The organism is Agrobacterium sp. 22-226-1 (assembly GCF_053522345.1).
Window position 1 is genome coordinate 85,145 of record NZ_JBNWCP010000011.1, and the last position, 25,824, is coordinate 110,968.

A 25,824-nucleotide genomic window follows, 5' to 3' on the forward strand; every position below is an offset into this window, starting at 1 on the left:
GCGCCGGCATTCTCCGCATTGCCAAAGCGATCCAACTCATTATTTTACGCATGTCCTTTGCCCAAAACAGGTAACGTTTTGGGCAGACGTGCTTTAAGGAACCAGGATCAATGAGCTTCACCGTCGCCATAGTCGGGCGCCCCAATGTCGGCAAGTCCACGCTTTTCAACCGTCTCGTCGGAAAGAAGCTGGCGCTGGTGGACGATACGCCGGGTGTGACCCGCGACCGCCGCCCCGGCGAGGCGAAGCTGGTCGACCTGCGTTTCACCATCATCGATACCGCCGGTCTGGAGCAATCCGGGCCGGAAACGCTTCAGGGCCGCATGTGGGCGCAGACCGAAGCGGCAATCGACGATGCCGACGTGACGCTGTTTGTCGTGGACGCCAAGGCTGGTCTGACGCCGGCCGACGAGACGCTGGCCGAAATGCTGCGCCGTCGCGGCAAGCCGGTGGTGCTGGTGGCCAACAAGTCCGAAGCGCGCGGTTCAGATGCCGGTTTCTATGATGCCTTCACGCTCGGCCTCGGTGACCCTTGCCCGATCTCGGCCGAACACGGTCAGGGCATGATCGACCTGCGCGACGCCATTGTCGAGGCAATCGGCGAAGACGTCGCTTTCCCGCCTGATGTGGATGAGGCGGAAACGGATATCGTTTTGCCGCGCAGCGAGCCGGGCAGCGAGGACGAAGAAGACGAAGAGCCGGTTTATGACGAGACCAAGCCGCTGCGCGTCGCCATTATCGGCCGGCCGAATGCGGGCAAGTCGACGCTGATCAACCGCTTCCTCGGTGAAGACCGCCTGCTGACCGGCCCGGAAGCCGGCATTACCCGCGACAGTATTTCGGTCGAATGGGACTGGCGCGGCCGCACCATCAAGATGTTCGATACGGCCGGCATGCGCCGCAAGGCCAAGGTGACGGAGAAGCTGGAAAAGCTCTCGGTGGCGGATTCGCTGCGCTCCATTCGTTTTGCCGAAACCGTGGTGATCGTGTTCGACAGCACCATCCCCTTCGAAAAGCAGGATTTGCAGCTCGTCGATCTCGTCATCCGCGAAGGCCGCGCCGCCGTGCTCGCCTTCAATAAATGGGATCTGGTCGAAGACCCGCAGGCCTATCTGGCCGATCTGCGCGAGAAGACCGAGCGTCTGCTGCCGCAGGCGCGCGGCATTCGCGCCGTGCCGATTTCCGGCCAGACGGGTTATGGCCTCGACCGGCTGATGCAGAACATCATCGATACCGACAAGGTCTGGAACCGCCGCATCTCCACCGCCCGCCTTAACCGCTGGCTGGACTCGCAGACGACCCAGCATCCGCCACCGGCCGTTTCCGGCCGCCGCCTGAAGCTGAAATATATGACGCAGGTAAAGGCCCGCCCGCCGGCCTTCATGATTTCCTGCACGCGGCCGGAAGCTATTCCGGAAAGCTATACGCGTTATCTGGTGAACGGTCTGCGCAAGGATTTCGACATGCCGGGCGTGCCGATCCGTGTGCATTATCGGGGTTCGGACAATCCGTTTGAGAGCAAGGCGAAGAAGCGGCGGTGATCTGACGCGGGCGTTGCGGCAACTTTCTTCTCCCCGCCGGGGAGAAGATGGCCCGAAGGGGCAGATGAGGGGGCAAGCTCTCCGCATATCGCTGGCCTCATCCCGCTGCCGCGGACTTCTCCCCCTCGGGGAGAAGAAACAAGGGGCGCCCGCTCGTCCCAATTTCACGGTTTTGAAGAGTAAAAGACCATGCTGATCAAGCAGACCGACTATCACCGGATTTACCGCGTCATCAACAGCCTGCTCATCAGCCAGAATGCCGATCCCGCTTCGGCCTCCATGTATTTCAGCACCTTCGGCGCCTTCATCCTGCAGCAGCATTACAAGGTGAAGGCGGTACCGAAGGGCGGGCTTGCGGCCTATAATCTCGGCGGTAGCGTCCTGCTATTCGCCGATCACCGCGAAGACGGTTATGTGACGGGTGCGGGCGAGAACTTCCACTGCTGGATCGAGGCGGATGGCTGGGCGATCGATTTCATGGCGCCGGCATTTTCGGAAGGTGCCGATGGGCTTTCCGTGCCGGCGAAAATGTTCCAGCGACCGCTTGCCGCCATGGCGGCATCCATCAATGATCTCGGACAATCCGGCGATTTCTTCTATCGCTCCGAACCCGAAGCCACGGCCAAGCGCTTTGCCGACTGGCACAGGCAGGCGATGATCGGCGATATGGCGAGCGTTGCCGCCAGCTGGTTCCGCAAGTCGCCGAAACAGATGGCCGCCTCGCTTTCGGTAGCGGATCCCGACGGCAAGTCGCGGACCGTACCGCTTTCCGGCCAGATGCTCACGGGAGCGTGGTGAAGGCAGGTTACGCCGCGCAGTGTCGATCCAAGGTTTTGTCAGCAAAAGGTCTTTTGATTTATAAGACCAATGTTGCTACGCAGGCTGGGCTTCAACAGCGACGGGATTGACGTGTTCCTATGGCCGATGACACCATTTCAATAAGCTTCACGCCCGATCCGAAACATGTGCCCGACTATGTCCACGGCTATCAACATCAGGCCTATGAAAATTACAGCATGATTTTCGACAAGGCTTGGGCTCGCCATTTTGCCTCGGCGAGAGTGAAGCTGTCGATATTTGCGGGAGTGGCTGCCGGTTTCATCTATTCCATAAGCCTGCCGTGGTTTCCGGGCGTCTGGCCGGTGGTCGGTTATTGGGTGTTTGCACCCGCACCGTTTGTGGCCCTCACCATCTGGTACATTATCTGGCAAGGCGCCAGACGGGAGATGAAATCCTACTACGAGGTTCTGGCGCACTGGAATATCGCCAATGAGCGAATGTACTCGCCTTACGCGGAGGTCGAGATAGGGCCTCAGGGCTACAAGCAGGTCACAAGACTGGACACCGTGCAGCTGAGCTGGGCGCGCTACCATCTCGCACTCACGCCGCCCGACAATCTGGTGCTGGTTTTCCACGGGACGGTGGCTGTCATACCCAACAGCGCCCTGCCGATTGCTGCAAAGGACATCATCGAGAAGATCAATCACTGGTGCGCAGCCCAGCAGAAAGAGCTTCTTCCCTTATCCTGAAGCGGCATCTGAAAATGGCGGTATCATCCGGAAACAGAGGACGGCCAGCGTGTTCTCGCGGCAGCCGCCTGACGTCAATCAGCAGCCCGACCCCGTTCTAAAGATAACGGCAGTCGCGTCCTGATTGCCTTGTGACATTCCCGCTTCGTTTCGTCCACCGTTCCCGAGCAGAATCCCGGGGATCGGCCTCACGCAAGCTGAGAACGCGACAGCAGCGGCAGGGATTTGCCGGCGGCATGAATGACATTGTCGAGGAATTGCCGCGAGGCTTTTTCCCAGCTGTAGCTTCTGGAAAGCGCCAGCGCCTCCTGCGGCGAACAATGAAGCGCCGCAAGACAGGCATCGCGAAGATTGTCGTCCAGCGCACCGGCTGCCGGGTTGCCGCCGAGAATATCGATCGGCCCCGTGACGGGGAAGGCGGCCACGGGCACGCCGCTTGCCAGCGCTTCCAGAATGGTGTTGCCGAAGGTATCGGTCTTCGAGGGGAAAACGAAGACATCGGCCTGCGCATAGGCATCGGCCAGCTCCTCGCCGGTCTTGACGCCGGTGAACAAAACGTCCGGATATTTCTCCTGCAATTCATGGCGGGCGGGGCCGTCGCCGATGACGACCTTCGAACCCGGCAGGTCCAGCTCCAGAAATTCCGGCAGGTTCTTCTCCACCGCCACACGTCCCACCGTCATGAAGATAGGTCTCGGCAGGTCGAAAGGCAGCTTTGCTTTTGGGCGGGGATGGAAAAGCTCGGCGTCGATGCCGCGGCTCCAGCGCTTCAGATTGCGCACGCCGCGCGCTTCCAGTTCGGTCTCAAGGCTCGGCGTCGCCACCATGCAGGTGTTGCCGCCATTGTGGAACCAGCGCACGAAGGCATAAAGCCAGCTTTCCGGCACAGGGAAACGCGCTGCGACATATTCGGGAAAGCGGGTGTGATAGCTGGTGGAAAAACGCATGCGGTTCTTCACGCACCAGCGCCGCGCCATGAAGCCCAGCGGCCCTTCCGTCGCAATATGCACGAAGGAAGGCTGGCTTTTTTCGATCTCCGCCGCCACACGGCGATAACCGGCAACCGAAAGGCGGATTTCCGGATAGGTGGGGCAGGGGATGCTGTAAAAACTCTGCGGTGTGACCATGCGCACATCGACGCCGAGCCGCGCGAGTTCGGTATTGGTGTTTTCTATGGAGCGAACCACGCCGTTGACCTGCGGGTGCCAGGCATCTGTGACAATCGTGATTCTCGTCATGAAACACTGATCCTGCTCATCTGCGCGCGGGCGAATCCCCATTGCCCGGCTTCTGCCCGTATATGCGGCGTGCGTGTTACAGGATCATGTCAGGGTGTGTGACGGCGGGGAAGCGGCCTCTGTGTCTAGCTTCAAGGCACACGGCCGGGTGACGTAATTATCGGTATCAGCGCGGTACATTTGAAGTTTGCGGTTGTCCGCAATGTTTTCTTCTATCCTCATCCCTGTGCCTGTCACAGGGATCCAGCCAGCCCAAGTCCTTGGGCTGAAAAGACTCTTCCCGCCGCGCAGACGCGCGTCGGCTGGATTCCTGTGACAAGCACAGGAATGAGGGAGGGCGGGGTAGCCTACCCGCGAAAATCCGCGATCGCCTAGTTTGGCTGAACGTTATCCCACCAGCGGCAGCAGCTCGGGGCTGATCAGCGCGCCGTGGTGACCGATGACGGTTGCCGCCGCCCTTGCGGCGAAGGTGGCCGCTTCCTCCGGCGAACTGCCGGTCACATAACGGGCGAGGAAAGCGCCGTTGAAGCTGTCGCCGGCGCTTGTCGTATCCACCACGTCCACGGCTTTCACCGCCGGGGCGTGACTGCGGCTGCCGCCGAAATCGAGCGTCGCGCCCTTGGCGCCGTCCTTCACGACGATGTTTTCGACGCCAAGCGAACGGTAGCGGTCGATGGTCGCTTCCACGGAGACATCGCCGAAATGGCTCGCCTCGTCATCGAAGCTTGGCATGACAAGCGTTGCGGCGCGCGCGCCGTTGGAGATGGTCTCGAGCATCGTATCTCTGTCGGCCCACAGGCGCGGGCGAATGTTGGGGTCGAAGACCACCAGCTTGCCCGCTGCCCTGGCGCGGCGCAGTTCGGCGAGGAACGTATCGACATCATGGGCGGAGGCGAGAATGGCGAGCGTGATGCCGGAGAAATAGACCACATCGGCGCTTTCCACCGTCCTGCGCAGGTGGTCCGCATCGGCGGAGAGCTGCCTTGCGGCGGCGGCGTTGCGCCAGTAGCTGAAGGTGCGCTCGCCGTCCTTCAGGTTGATGAGGTAAAGGCCGGGCGTGCCGCCCTTGATGCGGCGGATTTTCTCCGTGCCGATGCCGGCATCCGCGATGAAGGTGAGCATGTCTTCAGAGAGAGGATCGTCGCCAAGCGCGGTGAAATAATCGACCGACCAGTCGCCTGGCAGGCAGGCCCGGGCATACCAGGCGGTATTGAACGTATCGCCGGCAAAACCCTTGCGCAGCAGCCCGTTGCCGGCCTGCGACAGTTCCACCATGCATTCGCCAATCGACAGAAACCGTCCGCCCACGCCGTCATCCTCCCGTTTTTTCCAGCCATGCGGCTTACGACGAGTGCGCGCCGCTGACAAGGGCGGTTCTGGCCGATTGTGCATCTGCGAAGTTCCGGTTTACGCCGCCGCGATGGCTTTATATTCTCCTGCCAGACACATCAGGAGATCGCCCATGCCGCTAACCCATGCCCCGGTCCACAAACCCCAAGTGCAATCGGACTGGTGGAAGGGAGCGGTGATCTACCAAGTCTATCCGCGCTCGTTTCAGGATACGACCGGCGATGGTTTCGGCGATCTTGCCGGAGTAACGAAACGCCTGCCCTATATCGCTTCGCTCGGTGTCGACGGCATCTGGCTCTCGCCCTTCTTCACCTCGCCCATGGCCGATATGGGGTATGACGTTTCCGATTATTGCAATGTCGATCCGATGTTCGGCACGCTTGCCGATTTCGACGCGCTGATGGCAGAGGCGCACCGGCTGGGGCTGAAGGTCATCATCGATCAGGTCATCTCGCACACGTCGGACCAGCATCCATGGTTCGTGGACAGCCGGGCGAGCCGCACCAACAGCAAGGCCGACTGGTATGTCTGGGCCAATCCCAAGCCGGATGGCACGGCACCCACGAACTGGCTTTCCGTGTTCGGCGGCCCGGCATGGGAATGGGACGGCGTGCGCAAGCAATATTACATGCACAGCTTCCTCGCCTCGCAGCCGGATTTGAACTTCCACAATCCGGATGTGCAGGACGCTCTTCTGGAAACCGTGCGTTTCTGGCTGGATCGCGGCGTTGACGGTTTCCGGCTCGATACCGTCAACCATTATTTCCATGACAAGCTTTTGCGCGACAACCCGCCGCTTTTCGACGAGGAAAGTTTCGGTCTCGATGCTTCCGACGTCAATCCCTATGGCATGCAGGACCATCTCTACGACAAGACGCGGCCGGAAAACGTGGCCTTCCTGAAGCGTTTTCGCGCGCTGCTCGACGACTATGAGGGCCGCGCCACGGTGGGCGAGGTGGGAGACGGGGCGCGGTCGCTGAAGACGGTGGCGGCCTATACCTCCGGCAATGACAAGCTCAACATGTGCTACACTTTCGACCTGCTGGGGCCGGATTTCAGCGCGAAGCATCTGCGCGCCTCGGTCGAGACCTTCGGCAAGGTGGTGACGGATGGCTGGGTGTGCTGGGCCTTTTCCAACCACGATGTGGTGCGCCACCTCAGCCGTTTTTCCGAAAGTGTAGAGGAGCAGGTGCGGGTGGCGAAGCTTGCCATCTGCGTTCTCGCCAGCCTGCGCGGTTCCATATGTCTTTATCAGGGCGAGGAGCTGGGTCTGACCGAGGCGGAACTCGCCTTCGAGGATCTGCGCGATCCATACGGCATCCGCTTCTGGCCCGCCTTCAAGGGGCGGGACGGATGCCGCACGCCGATGGTGTGGGAGACAGGCAAGCCGAATGCCGGTTTTTCAAGTGCTGAAAAGCCCTGGCTGCCGGTGCCCTATGTCCATGCCATGCAGGCTGTGGATGCGCAGGAGCGCAAGCCGGACTCGGTCCTGAACCATTACCGCGCGGTTTTGTCGTTCCGAAAAGGTCACGGCGCGCTGCGCGATGGCGACATGCATTTTATCAAGACCAATCTCGATGTGATGGCCTTCACGCGCCAGAAGGGCAATGAAAAACTGCTCTTCGTTTTCAACCTCACTCGCGAAGCGGTGGAATTCCCGATACCGAAGGCCATGCGGGTCACCGATATACTGCCGATGCCGGGTTTCGCACCGCTATTCGATGCGGGGATCGTGAAGCTCGAGGGGCTGGATGTGTTTTGCGGGGTCGTTGCATGAGCGCGCAATTTGCCATCGAGACGGCTGGCGAAGCATCGCTCGATGAGTGGTCCCTTCTGCGGCACCGCTTGTGGCCCGATGCTTCACCCGCCGAACACCGGGCGGAATTGCAGGACGTCTCCGACAATGAAGTTGGATTTATTGCCTATGATCCGGCGGGCATGGCCATCGGTTTTGCCGAAGCCAGCCTGCGGCACGATTATGTCAACGGATGCGACACCTCGCCCGTGGCGTTTCTGGAAGGCGTTTATGTGGAAGAGGCCTTTCGCAAACAGGGCGTTGCGGCTGCATTGATTGCTGAAGTAACCCGTTGGGCGACCAGCAAGGGTGTGAGCGAGCTTGCTTCCGATGCCGATATTTCCAATGTCGATTCACACCGCATGCATGCGGCGCTGGGATTTGAGGAAACGCAGCGGGTGGTTTATTTTCGCAAGTCTCTGCCTTTGGGTTCATGACCTCCCGACACTGTTCGGCCAGCGGATCATGCAGTCTTCGCGGGCGCCTTTCCCCGATCAAATGTGGGGCCATAATCGCGTCTTGGATAGTGAATAGTGCTATTTAAGTATTGATGAACTTTATAATATCTTCAATTTTAATTAATTCACGATTAAAACTTATATATATTAGTATTAATGACGGTCGCAAAGTAATTTTTTCATATTTACTTCGCTGTTGGCGAGCCTTGGGCAAGCTTCCAGTATTAATCATTGAAACCTACAGATTTTTCGTTCTCCACCCATAAAGTGAAGCAGGGATTGTCATGTCCGTTTCAATCAAGAATTTCAATCAGCCCAATACCGCGAATTCCACCTCGCCACGCGCCAAAGCTAAGGCCGCCCTTCCATCCATCCGAGAGGTCTTCCTTTCCGGACAATCGGCGGCCCGCGCATCCACACCGAAGCCAGCCCCCAAAACCTCGTCAGCCGACTATATCGCATCGCCCGCCTTCATGCGGAATCTGAGGGCCAAGCTTTCCCTGGCGGGGGACGATCCGGCGCAATATCTGCGCGCCCGGTCGATGATGAGTGCTCTCGAGCGTGGGGCCTTGCAGGTTTCGAACCCCACCCAGGGCAAAACGATCAATGCGTGGGATCCGAACCAGAAAAACGCCAAGCCGACGACAGCCACTGACATTGCCAAGACCAACTGGGTGGATTTCCTCAACACGCAGCTGAAGCGCAGCGAAGACGGCGAGCTTTCCAGGGATGGAAGCGGAAGCTATGTCGACAAGGCGACGGGAAAACACGCCTATTTTGGCAGGGTCGCGGGCAAATATTATTACGTCACCTGGCCTTCGGAGACGAAAGCATGAGGCCGCTCTCGCGGCCTCGAAATGCGGATTGAGCGTTTTCCGCTGCCTCCGGTCGGCAAGCCACGGTCAGATCAGCGCAAACCGGTCCACATCCACCATGCCCATATCGGAAATCTTCAGATGCGGAATGACGGGCAGGGGCAGGAAGGCGACCTGCAGGAAGGGTTCTTCCAGCGTCGTGCCGAGTGCATAGGCTGCTTTTCTAAGCGTGTGCAGCGTGTCTCGAACGGTCTCATAGGGTTCGAGGCTCATCAGCCCGGCGACGGGCAAAGCGATCTCGCCCGTCACCCTGCCGTCTTCCACCACCACGAAGCCGCCCTTGATTTCGCCAAGACGGTTGGCGGCCAGCGCCATGTCGTCTTCGCTCACGCCGACGACGCAGATATTGTGGCTGTCATGGCCGACGGTGGAGGCGATGGCGCCCTTTTTCAGGCCGAAGCCCTGAACGAAACCATTGGCATGGTTGCCGTTCTTGCCGTGGCGTTCGATGACGGCGACCTTGATGATGTCGTTCTCAAGATCGACGGTGGTCTGGTTGCCATCCGTCGGCAGCCTGTAGCGGCGGTGCTCGGTAATGATCTTGCCGGGAAGCACGCCCATGACGGGGCTTTCGCCTTCCGTGACCGGCACGCCGAAATGCGAGGCAAGCACGGGTCTTGCCTTGACGCTGTCGAGGCCGACGGGTGCGACCGGTTTGCGGGTTGCAAACAGCGCATCATCGACGATCCGGCCGCCGGAAAGGACCATGCTGGCCTTGCAGTTCTGCAGGCTGTCGACGATCACAAGATCGGCCCGCCAGCCCGGTGCGACAAGGCCGCGGTCGCGCAGGCCAAAGGCTTTTGCGGCGGAAATCGAGGCGGCGCGGTAGATGGCGAGCGGTTCCACGCCACTGGCGATCGCGGTACGGATCATATAGTCGAGATGGCCCTGCTCGGCGATGTCGAGCGGATTGCGATCATCCGTGCAGAGGGCCAGATAGGGCGACAGGCGCTCGGTGATGATCGGCATCAGGGCGTGCAGGTCCTTCGAGACCGAGCCTTCACGCACCAGAATATGCATGCCCTTGCGGATTTTCTCCAGCGCCTCAGTCGCGCTTGTGCATTCATGTTCGGTGCGGATGCCGGCGGCAAGATAGCCGTTCAGCGCCGTGCCGGAGAGAAGCGGTGCATGCCCGTCGATATGCTGGCCCTGAAAGGCCTCGAGCTTCGCCATGCACACCGGATCCTTGTGGATGACACCCGGAAAATTCATGAACTCGGCAAGGCCGATGACCTTCGGGTGGCCCCGGAACGGCAGCAGCTTTTCGATGGGCAGATCGGCGCCGGCGGTTTCCAGATGGGTGGCGGGCACGCAGGAGGAGAGCTGCACCCGGATGTCCATGATGGTTTCCATGGCGCTGTCGAGGAAGAACCGAAGCCCCTCTACGCCCAGAACATTGGCGATCTCATGCGGGTCGCAAATGGCGGTGGTAACGCCATAGGGCAAAACGCAGCGGTCGAATTCGTGCGGTGTCACCAGCGACGATTCGATATGGAGATGCGTATCGATGAAACCCGGAACGACGATCTTTCCGGAAATGTCGATTTCCTGTCGCCCCTTGTAGTTCTCGCAGGTGCCGACGATGGTGTCGCCACAGATGGCGATATCCGAAGCGACGAGTTCTCCGGTGACGAGGTCGAAGAAGCGCCCGCCCTTGAGAACCATGTCCGCCGGTTCACGGCCCGTACCCTGATCGATGCGCGTTTCAAGTCTGGAATTCATGCGGGTTTCTTCGGCTCCTGATTTGCGTCGTATGCGAGAATTTTCACTATTTACATTCTGTGGTTGTTTCTTGGTCTATTCGGATTGATTCTTTGAGTTTTAAATATATCCAGAGTAAAAAATTTTCATATTTGTGTTATCTAATCTTCCGAGGTGCAAGTTTAGGCAGGGTTGGGAAGACTTGACTTCACCTTTATAGTTTAGCCGGTTGCGCGCCGACATTTTTACGAATTACGGTTTCAGGTTATCATTCCCGGGAAGGAAAATAAAAGCATCTGATGCTCAAACGAATTTCCACCCAGCAACTGACGATTGGCATGTTTATCGAAGCGGTCGAAGGAACGCTTTCGAACCAGGGATTTTTAAAACGGCACCGCTTTCTTTTGCGGCACGAGGAATTAATGCGTCAATTGAAATCAAGCGGCGCCGAAAGCATCGTCATCAACACGGCCAGGGGATACGATACCGAAGGCAGCGCGCGTTCCGCGGCCATTTCGCCGCAACCGGGCAATTGCCCGGAAACCGTCGCCGCCGTCACCCATGCCGTGCGCTCGGCCGCCGATACGATTGCCGAGACCTTTGCTTCCGCAGAGGCCGGCGGCGTTGTTTCGCTGAAGGGCATGGCTGCGGCGGCGGGCAAGATTTCCGATGCCGTGCAGTCGAACCCGGCGATTTTCATCGGCGTCACCCGCCTGAAATCGAAAGACGAAACGACCTTCGTGCACTCGGTCTCCGTCAGCGGGCTGATGATCCTCTTCGGCAATTATCTCGGGCTCGACAGGGGAACGGTCAATCTGCTCGGCATCAGCGGGTTGCTGCATGATATCGGCAAGGTGGAAATCCCCTCATCGATCCTCAACAAGGCGGAAGGGTTGAGCGCCAGCGAGCGGGAAATCATCAATCTCCATCCCGCATTCGGCCGGGATATATTGTCGCGCAACGCGCAGATGCCGGAGATGGTGCTCGATGTCTGCTTCAATCATCATGAGCGGATGGATGGCGGCGGTTATCCGAGCGGCCGTGCGGGCAGCCAGATCAGCCTCTATGCACGTATCGCGGCGATTTGCGACGTCTATGACGCCATCACCTCGGTCAGGCCCTACAAAAAGCCGTGGACGGCGAATGACGCGCTGACCTGGATGCTGCGGCGGGAAGGGCATTTCGACATGCAGCTGCTGAAGAAATTCGCGCTATGCATTTCCGCCTCGCTGCCGAGGGGCTAGTTGCCGAAGATGATCGCCATGTTCAGGCTGTCGATGTAACGCCCGTCGATCAGAACGGTGTCACGGCCCCGGCCTTCATGCACAAAACCGATCTTTTCATAAAGCGCGATTGCTCTCGTATTGTCCGCATGCACGCTCAGCTCCACGCGGTGCAGCCCGCATTGACGCGCGGCATCGAGCGTCTGCCGCATCAGCCGTCCGCCCAGCCCCTTGTCGCGATAGGCGGGCAGGATGCCCATGCCGAGCGTGCCGCGATGGGCATGGGTGGGTCTGCTCTCGCGGCGAATATCGCACCAGCCGACCACCTTGCCATCCGCAATCGCCACGAATTGCGGATGGTCGTTTTCGATCATGTCGAGAACGAAGGCGCGGACCGAATCGAGCGGCGGCGCCTCCAGGAAGCTCAGATATTTCCGCTCGCGCGACACCGCATCGAGAGCACGGTGAAAGCTTTCAACGTGCTCCGCCCGGATGGGTTCGATGCTGATGGCGTCGGCAGCAGCCATCATGCCGCCTTCGTCTTCGCCTTGCGGGTCAGATGCACCACGACGTTTTCGATCATGCGCATGCCGGCGTCCTGGCCAAGCGTCATGATCGATTCCGGGTGGAACTGAACGGCAGCCACCGGTTCCTTGGCATGTTCGATGCCCATGATCGTGCCGTCCTCGCTTTCCGCCGTGATGATGAAATCACGCGGAAGGGTGGAGGGGTCGGCGAAGATCGAGTGGTAACGGCCGACGGTCACTTCCTTGCCGAGACCGGAGAAGACGAGACCCGGTTCCAGCACGCGAATGCGCGAGGGCTTGCCATGCATCGGCACCGCAAGCTGGCGAAGTTCGCCGCCATAGGCTTCCGCCAGCGCCTGAAGGCCGAGGCAGACGCCGAAGATCGGCAATTCGCGGGCGCGGGCGGCCTTGATCGTCGCCTTGCAGTCGAAATCCGTCGGGCTGCCCGGTCCGGGAGACAGCACGACGAGATCGGGCTGGAAGCGATCGAACACTTCTGCCGCAACCGGCGTTCTGACGGTGGAGACGGTCGCGCCCGTCTGGCGGAAATAATTCGCCAGCGTGTGCACGAAGCTGTCTTCGTGGTCGACAAGCAGGATCTTCACACCGGTGCCCACCTTGGCGGCGTCGCGCTTGGTGGAAGCGGCGTTGGTGGCTTTCGCATCGCGAATGGCGGCGATCATGGCGGATGCCTTCAGCTCGGTTTCGGCTTCTTCTTCCTGCGGATTGGAATCGTTGAGCAGCGTTGCACCCGCACGCACCTCGGCAATGCCGTCCTTGATGCGGATGGTGCGCAGCGTGAGGCCGGTATTCATGTCGCCATTGAAGCCGACCATGCCGATTGCGCCGCCATACCAGGCGCGCGGGCTCTTTTCATGGCCTTCGATGAAGCGCATGGCCCAGAGTTTCGGCGCACCGGTGACGGTGACGGCCCAGGCGTGGCTGAGGAAGCCGTCAAAGGCGTCCATGTCATCGCGCAGGCGGCCTTCGATGTGGTCCACCGTGTGGATGAGGCGCGAATACATCTCGATCTGGCGGCGGCCGATGACCTTCACCGAACCCGGCTCGCAGACGCGGCTCTTGTCGTTACGGTCGACATCCGAGCACATGGTGAGTTCGGATTCGTCCTTCTTCGAATTAAGCAGTTTCAGAATCTGCTCGCTATCGGCAATCGGATCGTCGCCACGCTTGATGGTGCCGGAAATCGGGCAGGTCTCGATGCGGCGGCCGGAGACACGCACGAACATTTCCGGCGAAGCGCCGACCAGATATTCCTGATGGCCGAGATTGATGAAGAAGGAATAGGGCGAGGGATTGATCGCCTTCAGGCGGCGCGAAATCGCCGACGGATTGCTTTCGCAACGCTCCATGAATTTCTGGCCGGGAACGACCTCGAACAGATCGCCGCGGCGGAAGCTTTCCTTGGCCTTCACCACCAGTTCGGAATATTCACCGGGACGATGATCGCCCTTGGGCGGGATCGTATCGGTGGTCTTGAAAGGGTCGGGTGTGATGTTGGAGGATTTGCCGTCCGTCGTCACGCCGCCCTTTTCGAAATCGTAGCGGTCGATCCAGGCCTTGGCGGAATAGTGGTCGACGACGAGGATTTCGTCGGGCAGAAACAGCACCATGTCGCGCTGGTCTTCCGGGCGCGCCAGCGACAGCTTGATCGCATCGAACTGGAAGGCGAGATCGTAACCGAAGGCGCCGAACAGGCCGATGGCCGAATCCGCATTCGAATAAAAGAGGTCGACGATGGCGCGCAGCGCCGTGAAGACGGTCGGGATTTTCGAGCGTTCTTCCTCGGTGAAAACGCGGTCCGGCTCGTTGACGGTGAGATCGAGACGGCGCGTGGTGGAAGCGCCAAGCGTGAGATCGGGCGTCGCCTTCAGCTTTTCGGTGATGAAGGAAAGCAGCACTTCGCCGCGGCCATTATAGGCCTCGATCCACATCTTGCGGCCGAAACAGGAAATGCCGAGCGGTGGATCGACGATGGCCGTATCCCAGCGGGTGTAACGGCCCGGATATTCATAGTTGGACGAAAAAACCGCGCCGCGATGGGAATCGAGCTTTTCGATATAATTATCGATGGCGCTGGCGTAATCGGCGGGCCGACGCTTTCGGCTGACCTTGATGCCGCCTTTCGTCTCGTAGGTTTCCGCTCCGTCATCCTGAATGATCGTTACCATTTCTTTCGTACTCGTTTTTTCGCATGTCGTTATCGCAAAACCGTCAAGCACTTTTGCGCGCATGCTTTCTGTTGTTCAAGCCCGATGACAGGCGGCAAAATAACAAAAAAGCCGCCTGAAAATTCGGGCGGCTTGGACTTCGTCTGAAGACATGACTGGTCAAGGCCGCGAAAAGCTGCCCCACCACCAGTTAGCAATGTTCTTAGACACGATGTTCATGGGAAAATTGTTAGCGTGCACGATCCGCCTTGGCAAGCGGATTTCGGTGAGGGAATGAACCTTACGGGCCGTCGCGGCGTTGCACTCCTGCCGAAACGGTCAGGAGTGCCCCGAAAAATGCTTCATCGCCTGTGTCTTCTGGTAACAAGCCTCGCATTGATTTCCGCCTCTGAACCGCCGGCGCAGGTGCCGGTGCCGCAACCGAAACCGGGCGCTGGGCAATCCGCCACCCCCTCGGAAAAGCCATCGGACGAGCCGCCGCAAAGCCCGGCGGAAGCGCCGAAACCGGCCCCGAAACCGCAGGTCCCGGAAGAGCGGAAACCGGATGACGGCAAGACGCCGGCAGACAAGGGGTCCGATGACAGCAAGAAAGGCGTCGAGGACAAGGTGGGGGAGGGCAAAGAGGAGGGCGAACAACGGACACCGGATGTTGACGCTGCAAAACCGGAAGAGAAGCCGCCGGAGCCGGTGAAACCGGAAGACCCGGCCGCGCTTCAGGCATGCCTTGGCGCGTTGAAGGAGATCGGCGCGGAGTTCAAGCAGCTTGAGCCGATCCGCGATGCGGAGCAGGGATGCGGCATCGAAGCGCCTGTCGAGCTTTCCATGGTTCTACCCGGCATCAAGCTGGAACCATCGGGCACGATGCGCTGCGAAACCGCGCTTGCGCTTTCCCGCTGGACAAAGGAGATGATGGTGCCGGCGGCGGCTCTGGCTATGCCGGAGAAAAAGGTGACGGCCATCGCCAATGCCTCGACCTATATCTGCCGCAACCGCAACAGCGCGGAAAACGGCAAGATTTCCGAACATGCCAAGGGCAATGCCGTCGATATTTCCACGATCGCCTTCGATAAGGGCGAGCCGCTGGTAATGAAGCCGCGCGGTGAGGAAGGAACGCCTGAAGGCGCTTTCCAGCGCACGATTACCGCCGCCGCCTGCCTGTTCTTCCGCACGGTTCTTTCCCCCGGCAGCGACGCCACCCATCAGGACCACCTGCATCTCGACGTGCTGGAGCGCAAGGGCGGCTATCTCTATTGCCGCTGATAAAAAAGGGGCGACCCGAAGGCCGCCCCGACTGGAGATGATGTTTCTGCCCGGTTTTAGAATTTCTGGGTCAGAGAGATTTTGAAGGTGCGTCCGGCTTCCGTATAGAAGTCCACCGGCTGGTTGACGGTGCTGACGGAATTCGGGTTCACGTCGCGAACGCCGACGGCATTCCAGTATTTCCTGTCGAACAGATTGTAGATGCCGGCCTGGATGCGCAGGCCCTTGGTCTGTTCCGGTTCCCACCAGCCGGTCAGGTTGAAGACGCCGTAGCCGGGGGCGTCGAAGGTGTTGGCCACCCTGTCGTCACGCATGCCGGAGGAGAAGACACCGGTAAGTTCCGTGCCCCAGACGTCCTGCTCGTAGCCGATGCCGACGACGGACTTGAAGGGCGCGACCGTGCGAATGAATTCGTTGGTGTCGGTGTCCTTGCCATAGGCGTAAGCGAGCGAAGCATGGGCGAAGAAGCCGTTTGCGAGGTCCTTGCGGACCTTGGCTTCGACGCCTGAGATTTCGACGTTGTTACGGTTGCGATAGGTGAAGAGCGATCCGTTGCCCCTGCCGCCGAAGCCGGGGAAGAGCGTTGTCGACGTCGTGTACTGCTCGATGAAGTTCTTGTACTTGTTGTGGAACAGCGTCAGGGTTCCCGTGAGGTCGCCGGAGGCGTAGTTCGCGCCGATTTCGAAACCGTTGCTGGTTTCGGGGTTGAGGGCGGAATTGCCGACCACCGCGTAACCGGAACTGATGTTGGAGAAGTTCAGGTACAGTTCGTTGATCGTCGGGGCGCGATAGGCCATCGACCATTGCGCGAAGAGCTGCAGTTCCGGCGTGACGTCATAGGTCGCGAGAAGCTTCGGCGAGAAGCGCGAGCCGCTGTTGCCGGTCGGCAGGCCGAAGGTTCTGTAGCCGCCATTGCTGGAAACCGAGCCATCCGGGTCGTAGTCGTAGGAATCGAAGCGCAGGCCGGGGGTCAGGCGGAAGCCGTTGCCGAAGGCGATCTCGTCATCGAGATAAAGACCGAGGCTCTTGCCGCTCACGTCAGGCATGTCGGACTGGGACGAAGACGTCACGCCGGCCGTGTTGGCGTAAAGCTCCTGGCTGAAATCGGTCGTCATGGCGTTGCCGCCGAAACGGACCGTGTGCTGCACGCCGCCAAGCTCGAAGCCGGATTCAAGGCCGCCGACGATGCCGAATGCGCTGTTGCGCATGCTGTCTTCGCGAATATAGAGCGAATTGTTGGTCAGGCGGTCACCGGCGCCGGATTCCTTGGAAAGACGCGTCCAGTAGAGCGAAAGATTGGCGGCGTCGATGAAGCCGTCGGTCGAGGGCGCTTCGTATTCGTAGTCGAGCGATACGCGATCGCGCTCGGTATCCTCGTAGCCCCGGTAGTCGCCGATCCGGTAGGTCGAGCCCGAAACGCTGACGCCCTGCAGGGTCTTCATGTCGCTGCGGTTTCTCACCGAATAACGCTCGGCCGTCAGCCCGATGCGGTGACCGCCTTCAAGATCCTGACGGATCTTGAACATCAGGTTGCTTTCATAGGTGTCGGCGGGATTGGGCTTGGTGCGGCGCGTTCCGTAGACATCGGCCGTGCCCTTATTGTCCGTCTCGTTGCCGCGCTTGTAGGAGCCCTGGAACAGGACCGAGGTGTTCTCGATTTTCCTGGCGACGGCGAGCGATCCGCCCACGCTTCTGTCTTCGCTGTCATAGGTGGTCTTGGCCACACCGCCCCAGTCCCTGCCTTCGCCGATCAGGTCTTCCGGCTCGAGCGTGCGCAGCACCAGCGCGCCGCCGAGAGCACCGGAGCCGATACGGCTGGAATCTGCGCCGCGCACCACATCGACCGTCGAGAGCGAGGAAAAATCGAAGCTTGAACTCGTATCGCTGAGGGTGGTGGTTGCCTGACCCTGACGGGCGAAATTGTTGAAGTAAGGAACGGGAATATTGTCGATCAAAGTGACGACGCGTGCGCCACCGAGGCCGCGAATGAACAGGCCGCCGGGCCGGCCGGGCTTGGCGTCGACGTAATCGACGCCCGGCTCCGTGCTGTTGCCGAGGTCCTTGATGCTGCCGATGTCCTTCTTGCGGATGTCTTCCGCCGTGGTCTGGCTCGCCAGCGGCGTGTCGGCGGCGGCATTGGCGCTTTTCACGCGCTTGCCCTTGACGACGATCCTTTCAAGCGTGGTGGCGCCGTCCGCCTGCGACGCGGCATCCTGTGCCAGCGCGGGGCCGGCAAGCGGCAGAAGAGAGATGGCAGTGCACAGAAGCAGCGCGGAATGCGTGCGCGAAATGGACATTAAGTACCCCCAGGTAGGCGCGCGAATGGGCCACGGCGTGCGAAAGCACGCCGCGCTTGCCGCCGCGGCTGAAACTGTTTTGATTGTTACGGGCGAGCCGATAAGCGAGGACTAAAAAACATGATTATAACTGTCAACATTATTATATATGACTTTTCGCATCATGTTTTAAAGCATAACAGTATGTTGCAAAAATATGACGCTTATCCGCTCTCGAACCTGACTGGCGAATGGGGTGCGAAAACGCCGCGGTACGGTCAAAGTCCCGACATTGCCGCTTGCTAGGATATTCGCAGCCAGTTTACATGGCGAAACAAACCATGCCCCAACAATAAACAGATTATTAATCGGATACGGAAATGAAGTCTCTTGAACTGCTCGTCGAGCGGATCATCCTCTCCAGCCGCTGGCTGCTCGTCGTTTTTTATCTCGGGCTCGTCGCGGCACTGGCGGTTTATGCGTTTTCCTTCGCGCTCAAGTTTCTGAAAGTTGCGAAGAACGTTTTCACCTACGACGAAGCGGACATGATCCTCGCCATGCTGGGTCTGATCGATGCGGCGCTGGTCGCCAGCCTGATCGTCATGGTGATGATTTCCGGTTACGAGAACTTCGTCAGCCGCTTCGACGATGCCGATGCCGAGGTTTCCTTTCTGGGCAAGCTCGATTCCGGCAGTCTGAAAATCAAGGTCGCATCGTCGATCGTGGCGATCTCGTCGATCCACCTGCTGCAAATCTTCCTCAATGCCAGTCAATATTCGGACAGCAAGCTGATGTGGTTCACCATCATCCATCTGGCTTTTGTCGTCTCGGCGGTCATGCTCGGTTTCCTGGAAAAACTGATGGCCAAGCCGAAGGACAAATCCGAAAAGCCGGTGCTTTGATCAGGATGGTCCAGCCGATATGAAGGTCGCGACCCGTTCTGGCCACGCCGCATGTTTCTCGCTCCGGGCGCTGCGTCCCGGCGTGTCGAGGGTGCGTGAATGGTGAAGACGGAGCGTCAGGCCAGACTTTGCGACGATCTGTCGGCTGCGGCCGACAAATCCCAATGGCTGGAGGCGCTGCGGGAAGTGATGCGCGCCTTCGGTTATGCCTATGTGACCCTTTTGCGGTTGCCCGGCGGACAGAATGCCTATGCCTTGCCAACGGTTGTCGAAAGCAGCCTGCCCATCTGGGTCGTGAATGCGATGACCAGGGACGGCGCGCTTGGGGACTGTCCCGTCATCAAGCGCGGGGCGTCGTCGATGATGCCGCAATATTGGTCGCTGCAGGATCCGGATATTGCCTGCGGACCGCTGGTGGATGCGGCGGCCTCGCTGAGCAGCATGGGCATTACGTCCGGTCTGATGGTGCCGGTACACGGCATGTACGGCAACCGGCATCTGATGAATTTCGCGGGCGATCGCGATATCCTGCCGCAAGCCGCGCTCAACGAGCTGAGCATGATCGTGCTGCATGCGCTGGAGGTTTATGACCGGCTTTGCCGCACCAACTCAAAAGGTCCATCGCCTTTGACGAAGCGGGAACTCGATGTGGTGCGCTGGACGGCGCAGGGAAAGACCTCCGTGGAGATCGCCGAGCTTCTGTCCATCTCGGAACATACCGTCAATGCCTATATGAACAACGCCATCCGCAAGCTCGACTGCGTCAACCGCACCCAGCTGGTGGCCAAGACCATACGCCTTGGCCTGATAGACTGATCGATCCTGTCGTCGCTGGCAGGCCTTGCCTTACCGGTCGAGAACCGAGCGAAGCTCGACGAGATTAGAGCGAACCCGCAAAACGTAAAATCCCATGGTGGCGAGGTGCGAGGGCATGATCCAGCCGCTTTCCTCACCATTGGAAATGATCGCCGGCTGGATGCGCAGCGCTGCACGGGTCTGCAACAGCGTGTCGTTCCACAGGTTGGTCAGGTTACGCTCGCGGATGACCTGTGCGAAGTCCGATCCGGCGGCGGAAAGCACGCCGTAATAGCCGTAGAGCTGGCCATAGGCGAACCAGAAGCGGTCGTCGGCGCGGGTATCGAACCAGCCGCCATTATAGTTTTCCGAACGCTCGCGCAGAATTGCAGACGTGGAGCCGATATCACCGGCGATACGGTCGATGAACTGGATGAGGTTGTCAGCGCGGGTATCGAAGACGGCCTTGCAGGCGGTAAGCTCGCCGTTGAAGGCCTGGAAGCTGCGGATGGCGGCGCGATAATAGGCTGGCGTCGGCGTCTTCGGGCCGAAAGGATCGAGACCGAAATACCAGGAATATTCGCTGAACTGCATGTTCCCGCGCGCTTCCTGGAGATTGTTGTTGATGCCGGAGGTTCCGCGCACGCGGCCGAGCGTATCCACAAGTTCCACCGAGGTGCGGCGCACGGCCTGGTTTACACCACGCTGGAAAGACGCCTTGTTGTCCAGAAACGGCGTGCTGTCCCAGTCCATGCCGAAAAGGCCGAGACGATAGAGCAGCATGGAGGAAATCCATGCGTTCTGGTTGACGTTGAAATCGGTGAGATCGGCGGCCGCGTCGACGATGGCCGAACGCTGGCAGACCGGCGCGGATGTGTTTGCGGCGGCGCCCGTTGCGCCACCCGCCGGGGCGGCGGCGGGCAATTCCTGCCCGGCAGGCACGGTGCGCTCTTCAAGCTTGTAGCGCGCGACGTAGTCCGGGTCGAAATTCGTCCAGACCTGGGTTTGCCAGATGAAATATCCGTAGAAGCCGGCGAGAAGAATGACGATGAGGGCGATCGGGCCCTTGATGAGCCAGTTGCGGCCGCTGTACCAGCCGTGGGCGGCCATGAAGGGCCACAAAAGCCAGGCGACGAGAAGACCGGCGGCCCTGCCGATGGCGCTGAAGGCTGCCTGAATCAAAGCGGTGATCCGGTCGATCATGTCGTCATAGTCTCCTCTGCCCGTGGGGCTGGACGCCGGAAGAAAAACACGCGGCCCGCCCGCGCCCTTCGGCGCTTCGTATAAACCGCGGTCATTTACTGTCTTCCAGATATGTCCCGGTCAACCGGGATACAACATGATTGCGAAACTTTTCTCAACCTGCGGTCCGCGCCGGCCATTGTGGCTTTCCACACCGATTGTGGAGCAACAGCCGCCGCGGAACCGAAGGGATATGCGCCTAGAGGCCGAGCTTGGCGATCTCGTCGTTCAGCCGGTCGCGTGCCTTTTTCGGCAGTTTGCCGTTCTTGACGGCGTCCAGATTGGCCGGCGCGGCATCGCCGACGACAACGAGCGCGATCATGCCCATGCCGAGATGCGGTGTGCATTTGACGACGTAGGCGCCCTCCTTCTCGACCGTCAACTTCACCGTCTCGTTCATCTTGCCCTTGAAGTCTGCGACACCCTCGGGGATCATGTCCTTCACGGCTGCCGCATCATGGCCCTTGTCGACCGGAACGAAGGTGATGACGTCGCCGACGGCGGCCTTGACGGTTGCGGGCTCGAAGACCATCGCCTGACCGTCGCTGCCCTTGTTGAGCATCTTCACTTCGATTTCGGCAGCAAGGGCGGGAAAGGCGAAAAGACCTGCGAGAATGGCGAGGCCGGCGAATTTGGCAGTTCTGTTCTGCATAGTTTTGCTCCTGAGAGAAAGCACATCCACGCGAATGTGTCGCCGTCGTCTTAGCCCAGGAGCGGGGGAGCCATCTTTGCGGAAAATCAAATGCGGCAACCGGACGCAGATGTTCACTCGCCCTTGAACGTCTCCACCCAGTGGCGGCGGCAGAAGGAAACATATTTCTCGTTGCCGCCGACATCGATCTGCGCGCCTTCCGTCACGACCTTTCCTTCATTGTCGAAGCGGGCCACCATCGTCGCCTTGCGGCCGCAATGGCAGATGGTGCGGATTTCGCGAAGCTCGTCGGCAATGGCGAGCAGTTCTTTCGAGGCGGGGAAGAGCTTTCCCTGAAAATCCGTGCGCAGGCCGTAGGTCATGACCGGGATGTTCAGCCTGTCGACAATGTCGGCAAGCTGCCAGACATGGTGTTCGGAGAGAAAGTTGGCTTCATCGATGAAAACGCAGGCGACCGGCGCTTCGGCGGTGAGGGCCGATACCTCGGCGAACAGGTCGGTATTGTCATCGAAGGTCAGGGCGTCGGAGGAGAGGCCGATGCGCGAGGCGACACGGCCGACACCGGCCCGGTCGTCAAAAGCGGCCGTGAAGATCAGTGTGCGCATGCCGCGCTCCTGATAATTGTAGGATGCCTGCAGCAGCATGGTCGATTTGCCGGCGTTCATCGTCGAATAATTGAAATAGAGTTTTGCCATTATCCACTCCCGGAGCGCCCTTGCGTCCTTCGGACGCTTCTCAACAATGCTCCAACCTGTTGAATCGGCACATCGCGACTCACAAAGCCGATTCTCGTTTATGCCGATGCTGCAGCCAGCGTCTTTTGACGGCGAAGAAGCGGATTGAAAAGTGCCGCAGTGGGAAAAACACAGATTTCCGCAACCGGACTGTTTGTCGCATTCGGGCGTTGAAACCCGGTGATTTTCACGATTTTGTCGCAAACGGTGCGCCAAAGCACGCAAATGCGCGCGAGTTGATTGTGTCCGGCAGATATTGATAATGGCAAGGGAACGAAAAAACAGGGAGCAAGCCATATGTTTGCAAATAGAAGCCGCTGTCTGGCCTTGGCCGCAGCAATCTCCTCCATGACGTTCAGTGCGGCCGGTGCTGCGGAACCGGCAAGCTGTGGCATAGTGCGCTTTTCCGATGTGGGCTGGACCGACATCACCGCCACGACGGCGACCGCCACCGTGCTTCTGAAAAGCCTTGGCTATGAAACCGACGTCAAGCTTCTCTCCGTACCCGTTACCTACACATCCCTGAAAAACAAGGACATCGACGTCTTCCTCGGCAACTGGATGCCGACCATGGAAGGCGATATCGCGCCTTATCGCGAAGACAAATCCGTGGAAACGCTGCGGGAAAACCTGACCGGCGCGAAATACACGCTGGCGACCAACGCCAAGGGCGCCGAACTCGGCATCAAGGATTTCAAGGACATCGCCGCCCATAGCGCCGATCTCGGCGGCAAGATCTATGGTATCGAGCCGGGCAATGACGGCAATCGCCTGATTCTCGACATGGTGGCCAAGGACAGTTTCGGTCTGAAGTCATTCGAGGTGGTCGAGTCGTCCGAACAGGGCATGCTCTCCCAGGTGGCCCGCGCTGAAAAATCCGGCGAGCCCATCGTTTTCCTCGGCTGGGAACCGCATCCCATGAATGCGAATTTCAAGCTGACCTATCTGACCGGCGGCGACGAGGTCTTCGGCCCCAATCTCGGCGGCGCGACGATCCATACCAATGTCCGCAAGGGTTACGTCGAGGAGTGCCCGAATGTCGGCGCCTTCCTCAAGAACCTGCAATTTTCCCTGCCCATGGAAAACGAGATCATGGGCAAGATCCTGAATGACGGCCTTGAGGGCGAGGCGGCTGCAACCGCCTGGCTGAAGGCCAATCCGGCGGCGATCGAGCCCTGGCTCGCCAACGTCAAGACCAAGGACGGCAGTGCTGATGCCCTGCCTGCCGCCAAGAAGGCTCTCGGCCTCTAAGCCGCAAGACGATGCATGACTGCATCCGGCCTGCGCGGCAGGCCGGATCAGCGGGAAATAACGATGCCCATGCATGACCTTGCCTGTGAATTTTCAGACATTGAAGGTCATGCGCCAGCACCGCGTCCGGCAGTTTCGCTGCCGGCCGTCATTTCTGCATTGGAGCAATCCCGGTGAAACGGGATGACGATGCTCTATTTCTTTGTTGTCTGCGCAATTCCGGACGCAAAACCGCTCTGCACTTTTGCCGGAATTGTTTTAGTTCACGAAAGGTCTTTTCTTACCGTGGAATGGCTCAGCGCTCCTGAAAACCGCCTGCCCGTCGGCCGATATGCCAAGGAGGCCATTGACTGGCTGACCGGCAATCTCGCTTTTTTCTTCGATTGGCTTTCCTTCATTTTCCAAAGCGTCATCAACGCCCTGCTTTATGTGCTGCAGGCGCCGCATCCGCTCATCATCGTGGCGATCCTGACGGCGCTTTCCGCCTGGACGCGCCGCTCCGTCGGCATGCCGGTCTTCACGGCGCTCGGCCTGCTGCTCATCATCAATCTGGGCTACTGGAAGGCGACGACGGAAACGCTGGCGCTGGTCATCGCCGCCAGCGCCGTGTGCATGATCATCGGCATACCGCTCGGCATATTGGCGGCGCGGCGCAAATGGATCTATGCCGGCATGCGCCCGGTGCTGGACCTGATGCAGACCATCCCCACCTTCGTTTATCTGATCCCGGCGCTGGTGCTGTTCGGTCTCGGCATGGTTCCGGGGCTCATCGCCACCGTCATCTTCGCCATTCCGGCTCCCGTGCGGCTCACCCGCCTCGGCATCGTTTCGACGCCGCCGGCGCTGGTGGAGGCGGCCGTCGCTTTTGGCGCCACGCCGTCGCAAGTATTACGCAAGGTGGAGCTTCCCTTCGCCGCGCCGCAGATCATGGCCGGCCTTACCCAGACGATCATGCTGTCGCTGTCGATGGTGGTCATTTCCGCCCTCGTCGGCGCCAATGGTCTCGGCGTACCCGTGGTGCGCGCCCTGAACACCGTCAATATAGCCATGGGCTTCGAAGCGGGACTGTGCATCGTCATACTGGCGATCGTTCTCGACCGGCTTTTCCGCCTTCCCGGCGCGGAGGATGATCTATGAGTGACGCCATCATCTTCGGAAATGTCGATATCGTTTTCGGCGACCGGCCCGATGCGGCGCTGCCGCTGATCGACAAGGGCAGCACGCGTGACGAGATCAATGCCGAAACCGGACTGGTTCTCGGCGTCGCCAATGCCTCGCTCTCGGTCAGCGAGGGCGAGATACTCGTGCTCATGGGGCTTTCCGGTTCGGGCAAGTCGACCCTGCTGAGGGCCGTCAACGGGCTTGCGCCCGTGGTGCGCGGCAATGTCGGCGTGAAGACCAAAACCGGCTATGTCGATCCCTATCGCTCGACGGCGAAAGCGCTGCGCGATCTGCGCATGCACACGGTCTCCATGGTCTTCCAGCAATTCGGCCTTCTGCCCTGGCGCAATGTGGCCGATAATGTCGGCTTCGGGCTTGAGCTTTCCGGCGTGCCGGAAGCCGAGCGCAAGCGCATGGTGGCCGAGCAGCTGGAACTGGTCAATCTCTCCGCCTGGGCCGACCGCAAGGTGGGAGAGCTTTCCGGCGGCATGCAGCAGCGTGTGGGGCTGGCGAGAGCCTTTGCCACGGGCGCGCCGATCCTGTTGATGGACGAACCGTTCTCGGCGCTCGACCCTCTCATCAGAAGCCGCCTGCAGGACGAGCTTCTGGAATTCCAGAGCCGGTTGAAGAAAACGATTCTCTTCGTCAGCCACGATCTCGACGAGGCCTTCCGCATCGGCAACCGCATCGCCATGATGGAGGGCGGACGCATCATCCAGTGCGGAACGCCGCAGCAGATCGTCAAGCAGCCGGCCACGCCCTATGTCGCGGATTTCGTGCAGAACATGAACCCGATCTCCATGCTGACCGCCGCCGATGTGATGAAGCGTGGGGTGGACGAACGCAACGGGCAGATGACAGTCGCCGCCACCGCCCGTCCGTCATCGCCGCTGATCGATATTCTCGATGCGCTGTCAAAACATTCCGGCGCGATCGGCGTCGTCGACAACGGTGCGATCGTCGGCACGATTTCCGCCGATGAAGTCGTGGCGGGGCTGACGCGTCACCGCAAGAAATAACGATTCGCCTGTCTGAAAAAGAGAAAGGGCCTTCCCGCGCGGAGGGCCCTTTTTCTTTTCCGGCAAGGTCTTTGCGGCGCAAGTTATACCTTCCCACGGTAGCAAA

Annotated in this window: 23 protein-coding genes; 13 read left to right on the forward strand and 10 right to left on the reverse strand. The window is 59.8% G+C overall.

Annotated elements, in window-relative coordinates; all coding sequences use genetic code 11:
• Positions 1-110 precede the first annotated feature (110 nt).
• From der to ACQZ5K_RS18635, 3 genes are all read left to right on the forward strand, one after another.
• The gene (gene der / locus ACQZ5K_RS18625) at positions 111-1,541 is read left to right on the forward strand and encodes a ribosome biogenesis GTPase Der (protein ID WP_448736508.1); all 1,431 of its coding nucleotides are present in this window, start codon (positions 111-113) and stop codon (positions 1,539-1,541) included.
• 189 nt (positions 1,542-1,730) lie between these two features.
• Positions 1,731-2,339: a DUF2026 family protein gene (locus tag ACQZ5K_RS18630; protein WP_448741084.1), complete on the forward strand. Its 609-nt coding sequence runs from the start codon at positions 1,731-1,733 to the stop codon at positions 2,337-2,339.
• 119 nt (positions 2,340-2,458) lie between these two features.
• Positions 2,459-3,070, forward strand: coding sequence for a hypothetical protein (locus tag ACQZ5K_RS18635; protein ID WP_448741085.1), 612 nt, complete (start codon positions 2,459-2,461; stop codon positions 3,068-3,070).
• A gap of 188 nt (positions 3,071-3,258) precedes the next feature.
• On the opposite strand, the gene ACQZ5K_RS18640 is transcribed toward ACQZ5K_RS18635, so the two are convergent.
• Together ACQZ5K_RS18640 and ACQZ5K_RS18645 are read right to left on the reverse strand one after the other, a co-directional pair.
• A complete protein-coding gene (locus tag ACQZ5K_RS18640; protein WP_035240305.1) occupies positions 3,259-4,308 on the reverse strand; it encodes a bifunctional monoglucosyl/glucuronosyl diacylglycerol synthase in 1,050 nt (349 codons plus the stop codon).
• Between the two features lie 387 nt (positions 4,309-4,695).
• The gene (locus tag ACQZ5K_RS18645) at positions 4,696-5,616 is read right to left on the reverse strand and encodes a sugar kinase (protein ID WP_448741130.1); all 921 of its coding nucleotides are present in this window, start codon (positions 5,614-5,616) and stop codon (positions 4,696-4,698) included.
• Between the two features lie 154 nt (positions 5,617-5,770).
• Between ACQZ5K_RS18645 and bglA the strand changes: the two genes are divergently transcribed.
• From bglA to ACQZ5K_RS18660, 3 genes are all read left to right on the forward strand, one after another.
• Positions 5,771-7,435, forward strand: a complete 1,665-nt coding sequence (gene bglA, locus ACQZ5K_RS18650; RefSeq protein WP_448741086.1) for a beta-galactosidase BglA — start codon at positions 5,771-5,773, stop codon at positions 7,433-7,435.
• Positions 7,432-7,890, forward strand: a complete 459-nt coding sequence (gene aac(6') / locus ACQZ5K_RS18655; protein WP_003524219.1) for an aminoglycoside 6'-N-acetyltransferase — start codon at positions 7,432-7,434, stop codon at positions 7,888-7,890. The genes bglA and aac(6') overlap by 4 nt, the downstream gene beginning before the upstream one ends.
• Before the next feature lie 305 nt (positions 7,891-8,195).
• The gene (locus tag ACQZ5K_RS18660) at positions 8,196-8,747 is read left to right on the forward strand and encodes a hypothetical protein (protein ID WP_269831385.1); all 552 of its coding nucleotides are present in this window, start codon (positions 8,196-8,198) and stop codon (positions 8,745-8,747) included.
• Between the two features lie 66 nt (positions 8,748-8,813).
• Here the strand turns inward: ACQZ5K_RS18660 and ade are convergent, their stop codons facing one another.
• Positions 8,814-10,508, reverse strand: coding sequence for an adenine deaminase (gene ade / locus ACQZ5K_RS18665; protein WP_137452874.1), 1,695 nt, complete (start codon positions 10,506-10,508; stop codon positions 8,814-8,816).
• A gap of 278 nt (positions 10,509-10,786) precedes the next feature.
• Here ade and ACQZ5K_RS18670 point away from each other — a divergent pair, with 278 nt between their 5' ends.
• Positions 10,787-11,731: an HD-GYP domain-containing protein gene (locus ACQZ5K_RS18670; protein WP_448741087.1), complete on the forward strand. Its 945-nt coding sequence runs from the start codon at positions 10,787-10,789 to the stop codon at positions 11,729-11,731.
• On the opposite strand, the gene ACQZ5K_RS18675 is transcribed toward ACQZ5K_RS18670, so the two are convergent.
• Both ACQZ5K_RS18675 and ACQZ5K_RS18680 read right to left on the reverse strand, forming a co-directional pair.
• Positions 11,728-12,240, reverse strand: coding sequence for a GNAT family N-acetyltransferase (locus tag ACQZ5K_RS18675; RefSeq protein WP_035262484.1), 513 nt, complete (start codon positions 12,238-12,240; stop codon positions 11,728-11,730). The two genes, ACQZ5K_RS18670 and ACQZ5K_RS18675, sit on opposite strands and share 4 nt — an antisense overlap.
• Positions 12,237-14,426: an anthranilate synthase gene (locus tag ACQZ5K_RS18680; RefSeq protein WP_448741088.1), complete on the reverse strand. Its 2,190-nt coding sequence runs from the start codon at positions 14,424-14,426 to the stop codon at positions 12,237-12,239. Before ACQZ5K_RS18680 ends, ACQZ5K_RS18675 begins: the two co-directional genes overlap by 4 nt.
• A 336-nt stretch (positions 14,427-14,762) precedes the next feature.
• On the opposite strand from ACQZ5K_RS18680, the gene ACQZ5K_RS18685 reads away from it, so the two are divergent.
• Positions 14,763-15,686, forward strand: a complete 924-nt coding sequence (locus ACQZ5K_RS18685; RefSeq protein ID WP_448741089.1) for an extensin family protein — start codon at positions 14,763-14,765, stop codon at positions 15,684-15,686.
• Between the two features lie 56 nt (positions 15,687-15,742).
• Here ACQZ5K_RS18685 and ACQZ5K_RS18690 read toward each other — a convergent pair whose 3' ends face one another.
• Complete coding sequence (locus ACQZ5K_RS18690) at positions 15,743-17,983, reverse strand: TonB-dependent hemoglobin/transferrin/lactoferrin family receptor (RefSeq protein WP_448741090.1); 2,241 nt, start codon at positions 17,981-17,983, stop codon at positions 15,743-15,745.
• A 359-nt stretch (positions 17,984-18,342) separates the two neighbouring features.
• Between ACQZ5K_RS18690 and ACQZ5K_RS18695 the strand changes: the two genes are divergently transcribed.
• Positions 18,343-18,864, forward strand: coding sequence for a TIGR00645 family protein (locus ACQZ5K_RS18695; RefSeq protein ID WP_003524933.1), 522 nt, complete (start codon positions 18,343-18,345; stop codon positions 18,862-18,864).
• A 99-nt stretch (positions 18,865-18,963) separates the two neighbouring features.
• Positions 18,964-19,680 carry a helix-turn-helix transcriptional regulator gene (locus ACQZ5K_RS18700; RefSeq protein ID WP_448733628.1) on the forward strand — a complete coding sequence of 239 codons (717 nt, stop codon included), beginning with the start codon at positions 18,964-18,966 and terminating at the stop codon, positions 19,678-19,680.
• 30 nt (positions 19,681-19,710) lie between these two features.
• Here the strand turns inward: ACQZ5K_RS18700 and ACQZ5K_RS18705 are convergent, their stop codons facing one another.
• The 4 genes from ACQZ5K_RS18705 to ACQZ5K_RS18720 all read right to left on the reverse strand — a co-directional run bounded on the left by ACQZ5K_RS18705 (position 19,711) and on the right by ACQZ5K_RS18720 (position 22,682).
• Positions 19,711-20,862, reverse strand: a complete 1,152-nt coding sequence (locus ACQZ5K_RS18705) for a DUF2333 family protein (RefSeq protein ID WP_196379226.1) — start codon at positions 20,860-20,862, stop codon at positions 19,711-19,713.
• A 238-nt stretch (positions 20,863-21,100) separates the two neighbouring features.
• On the reverse strand, positions 21,101-21,553 hold the full coding sequence (locus ACQZ5K_RS18710) for a pseudoazurin (RefSeq protein ID WP_003524080.1): 453 nt from the start codon (positions 21,551-21,553) through the stop codon (positions 21,101-21,103).
• Between the two features lie 113 nt (positions 21,554-21,666).
• Positions 21,667-22,248 (reverse strand): thymidine kinase, encoded by a 582-nt coding sequence (locus tag ACQZ5K_RS18715; RefSeq protein ID WP_080851141.1) that lies wholly within the window; start codon positions 22,246-22,248, stop codon positions 21,667-21,669.
• A 98-nt stretch (positions 22,249-22,346) separates the two neighbouring features.
• Positions 22,347-22,682, reverse strand: a complete 336-nt coding sequence (locus ACQZ5K_RS18720; RefSeq protein ID WP_020812126.1) for a hypothetical protein — start codon at positions 22,680-22,682, stop codon at positions 22,347-22,349.
• On the opposite strand from ACQZ5K_RS18720, the gene ACQZ5K_RS18725 reads away from it, so the two are divergent.
• The 3 genes from ACQZ5K_RS18725 to choV all read left to right on the forward strand — a co-directional run bounded on the left by ACQZ5K_RS18725 (position 22,636) and on the right by choV (position 25,718).
• Positions 22,636-23,538 (forward strand): choline ABC transporter substrate-binding protein, encoded by a 903-nt coding sequence (locus ACQZ5K_RS18725; protein ID WP_448741131.1) that lies wholly within the window; start codon positions 22,636-22,638, stop codon positions 23,536-23,538. The two genes, ACQZ5K_RS18720 and ACQZ5K_RS18725, sit on opposite strands and share 47 nt — an antisense overlap.
• Before the next feature lie 285 nt (positions 23,539-23,823).
• Positions 23,824-24,675 (forward strand): choline ABC transporter permease subunit, encoded by an 852-nt coding sequence (gene choW, locus ACQZ5K_RS18730; protein WP_059754593.1) that lies wholly within the window; start codon positions 23,824-23,826, stop codon positions 24,673-24,675.
• The gene (choV, locus tag ACQZ5K_RS18735) at positions 24,672-25,718 is read left to right on the forward strand and encodes a choline ABC transporter ATP-binding protein (protein ID WP_065655676.1); all 1,047 of its coding nucleotides are present in this window, start codon (positions 24,672-24,674) and stop codon (positions 25,716-25,718) included. The genes choW and choV overlap by 4 nt, the downstream gene beginning before the upstream one ends.
• The last annotated feature ends 106 nt before the right edge of the window (positions 25,719-25,824 follow it).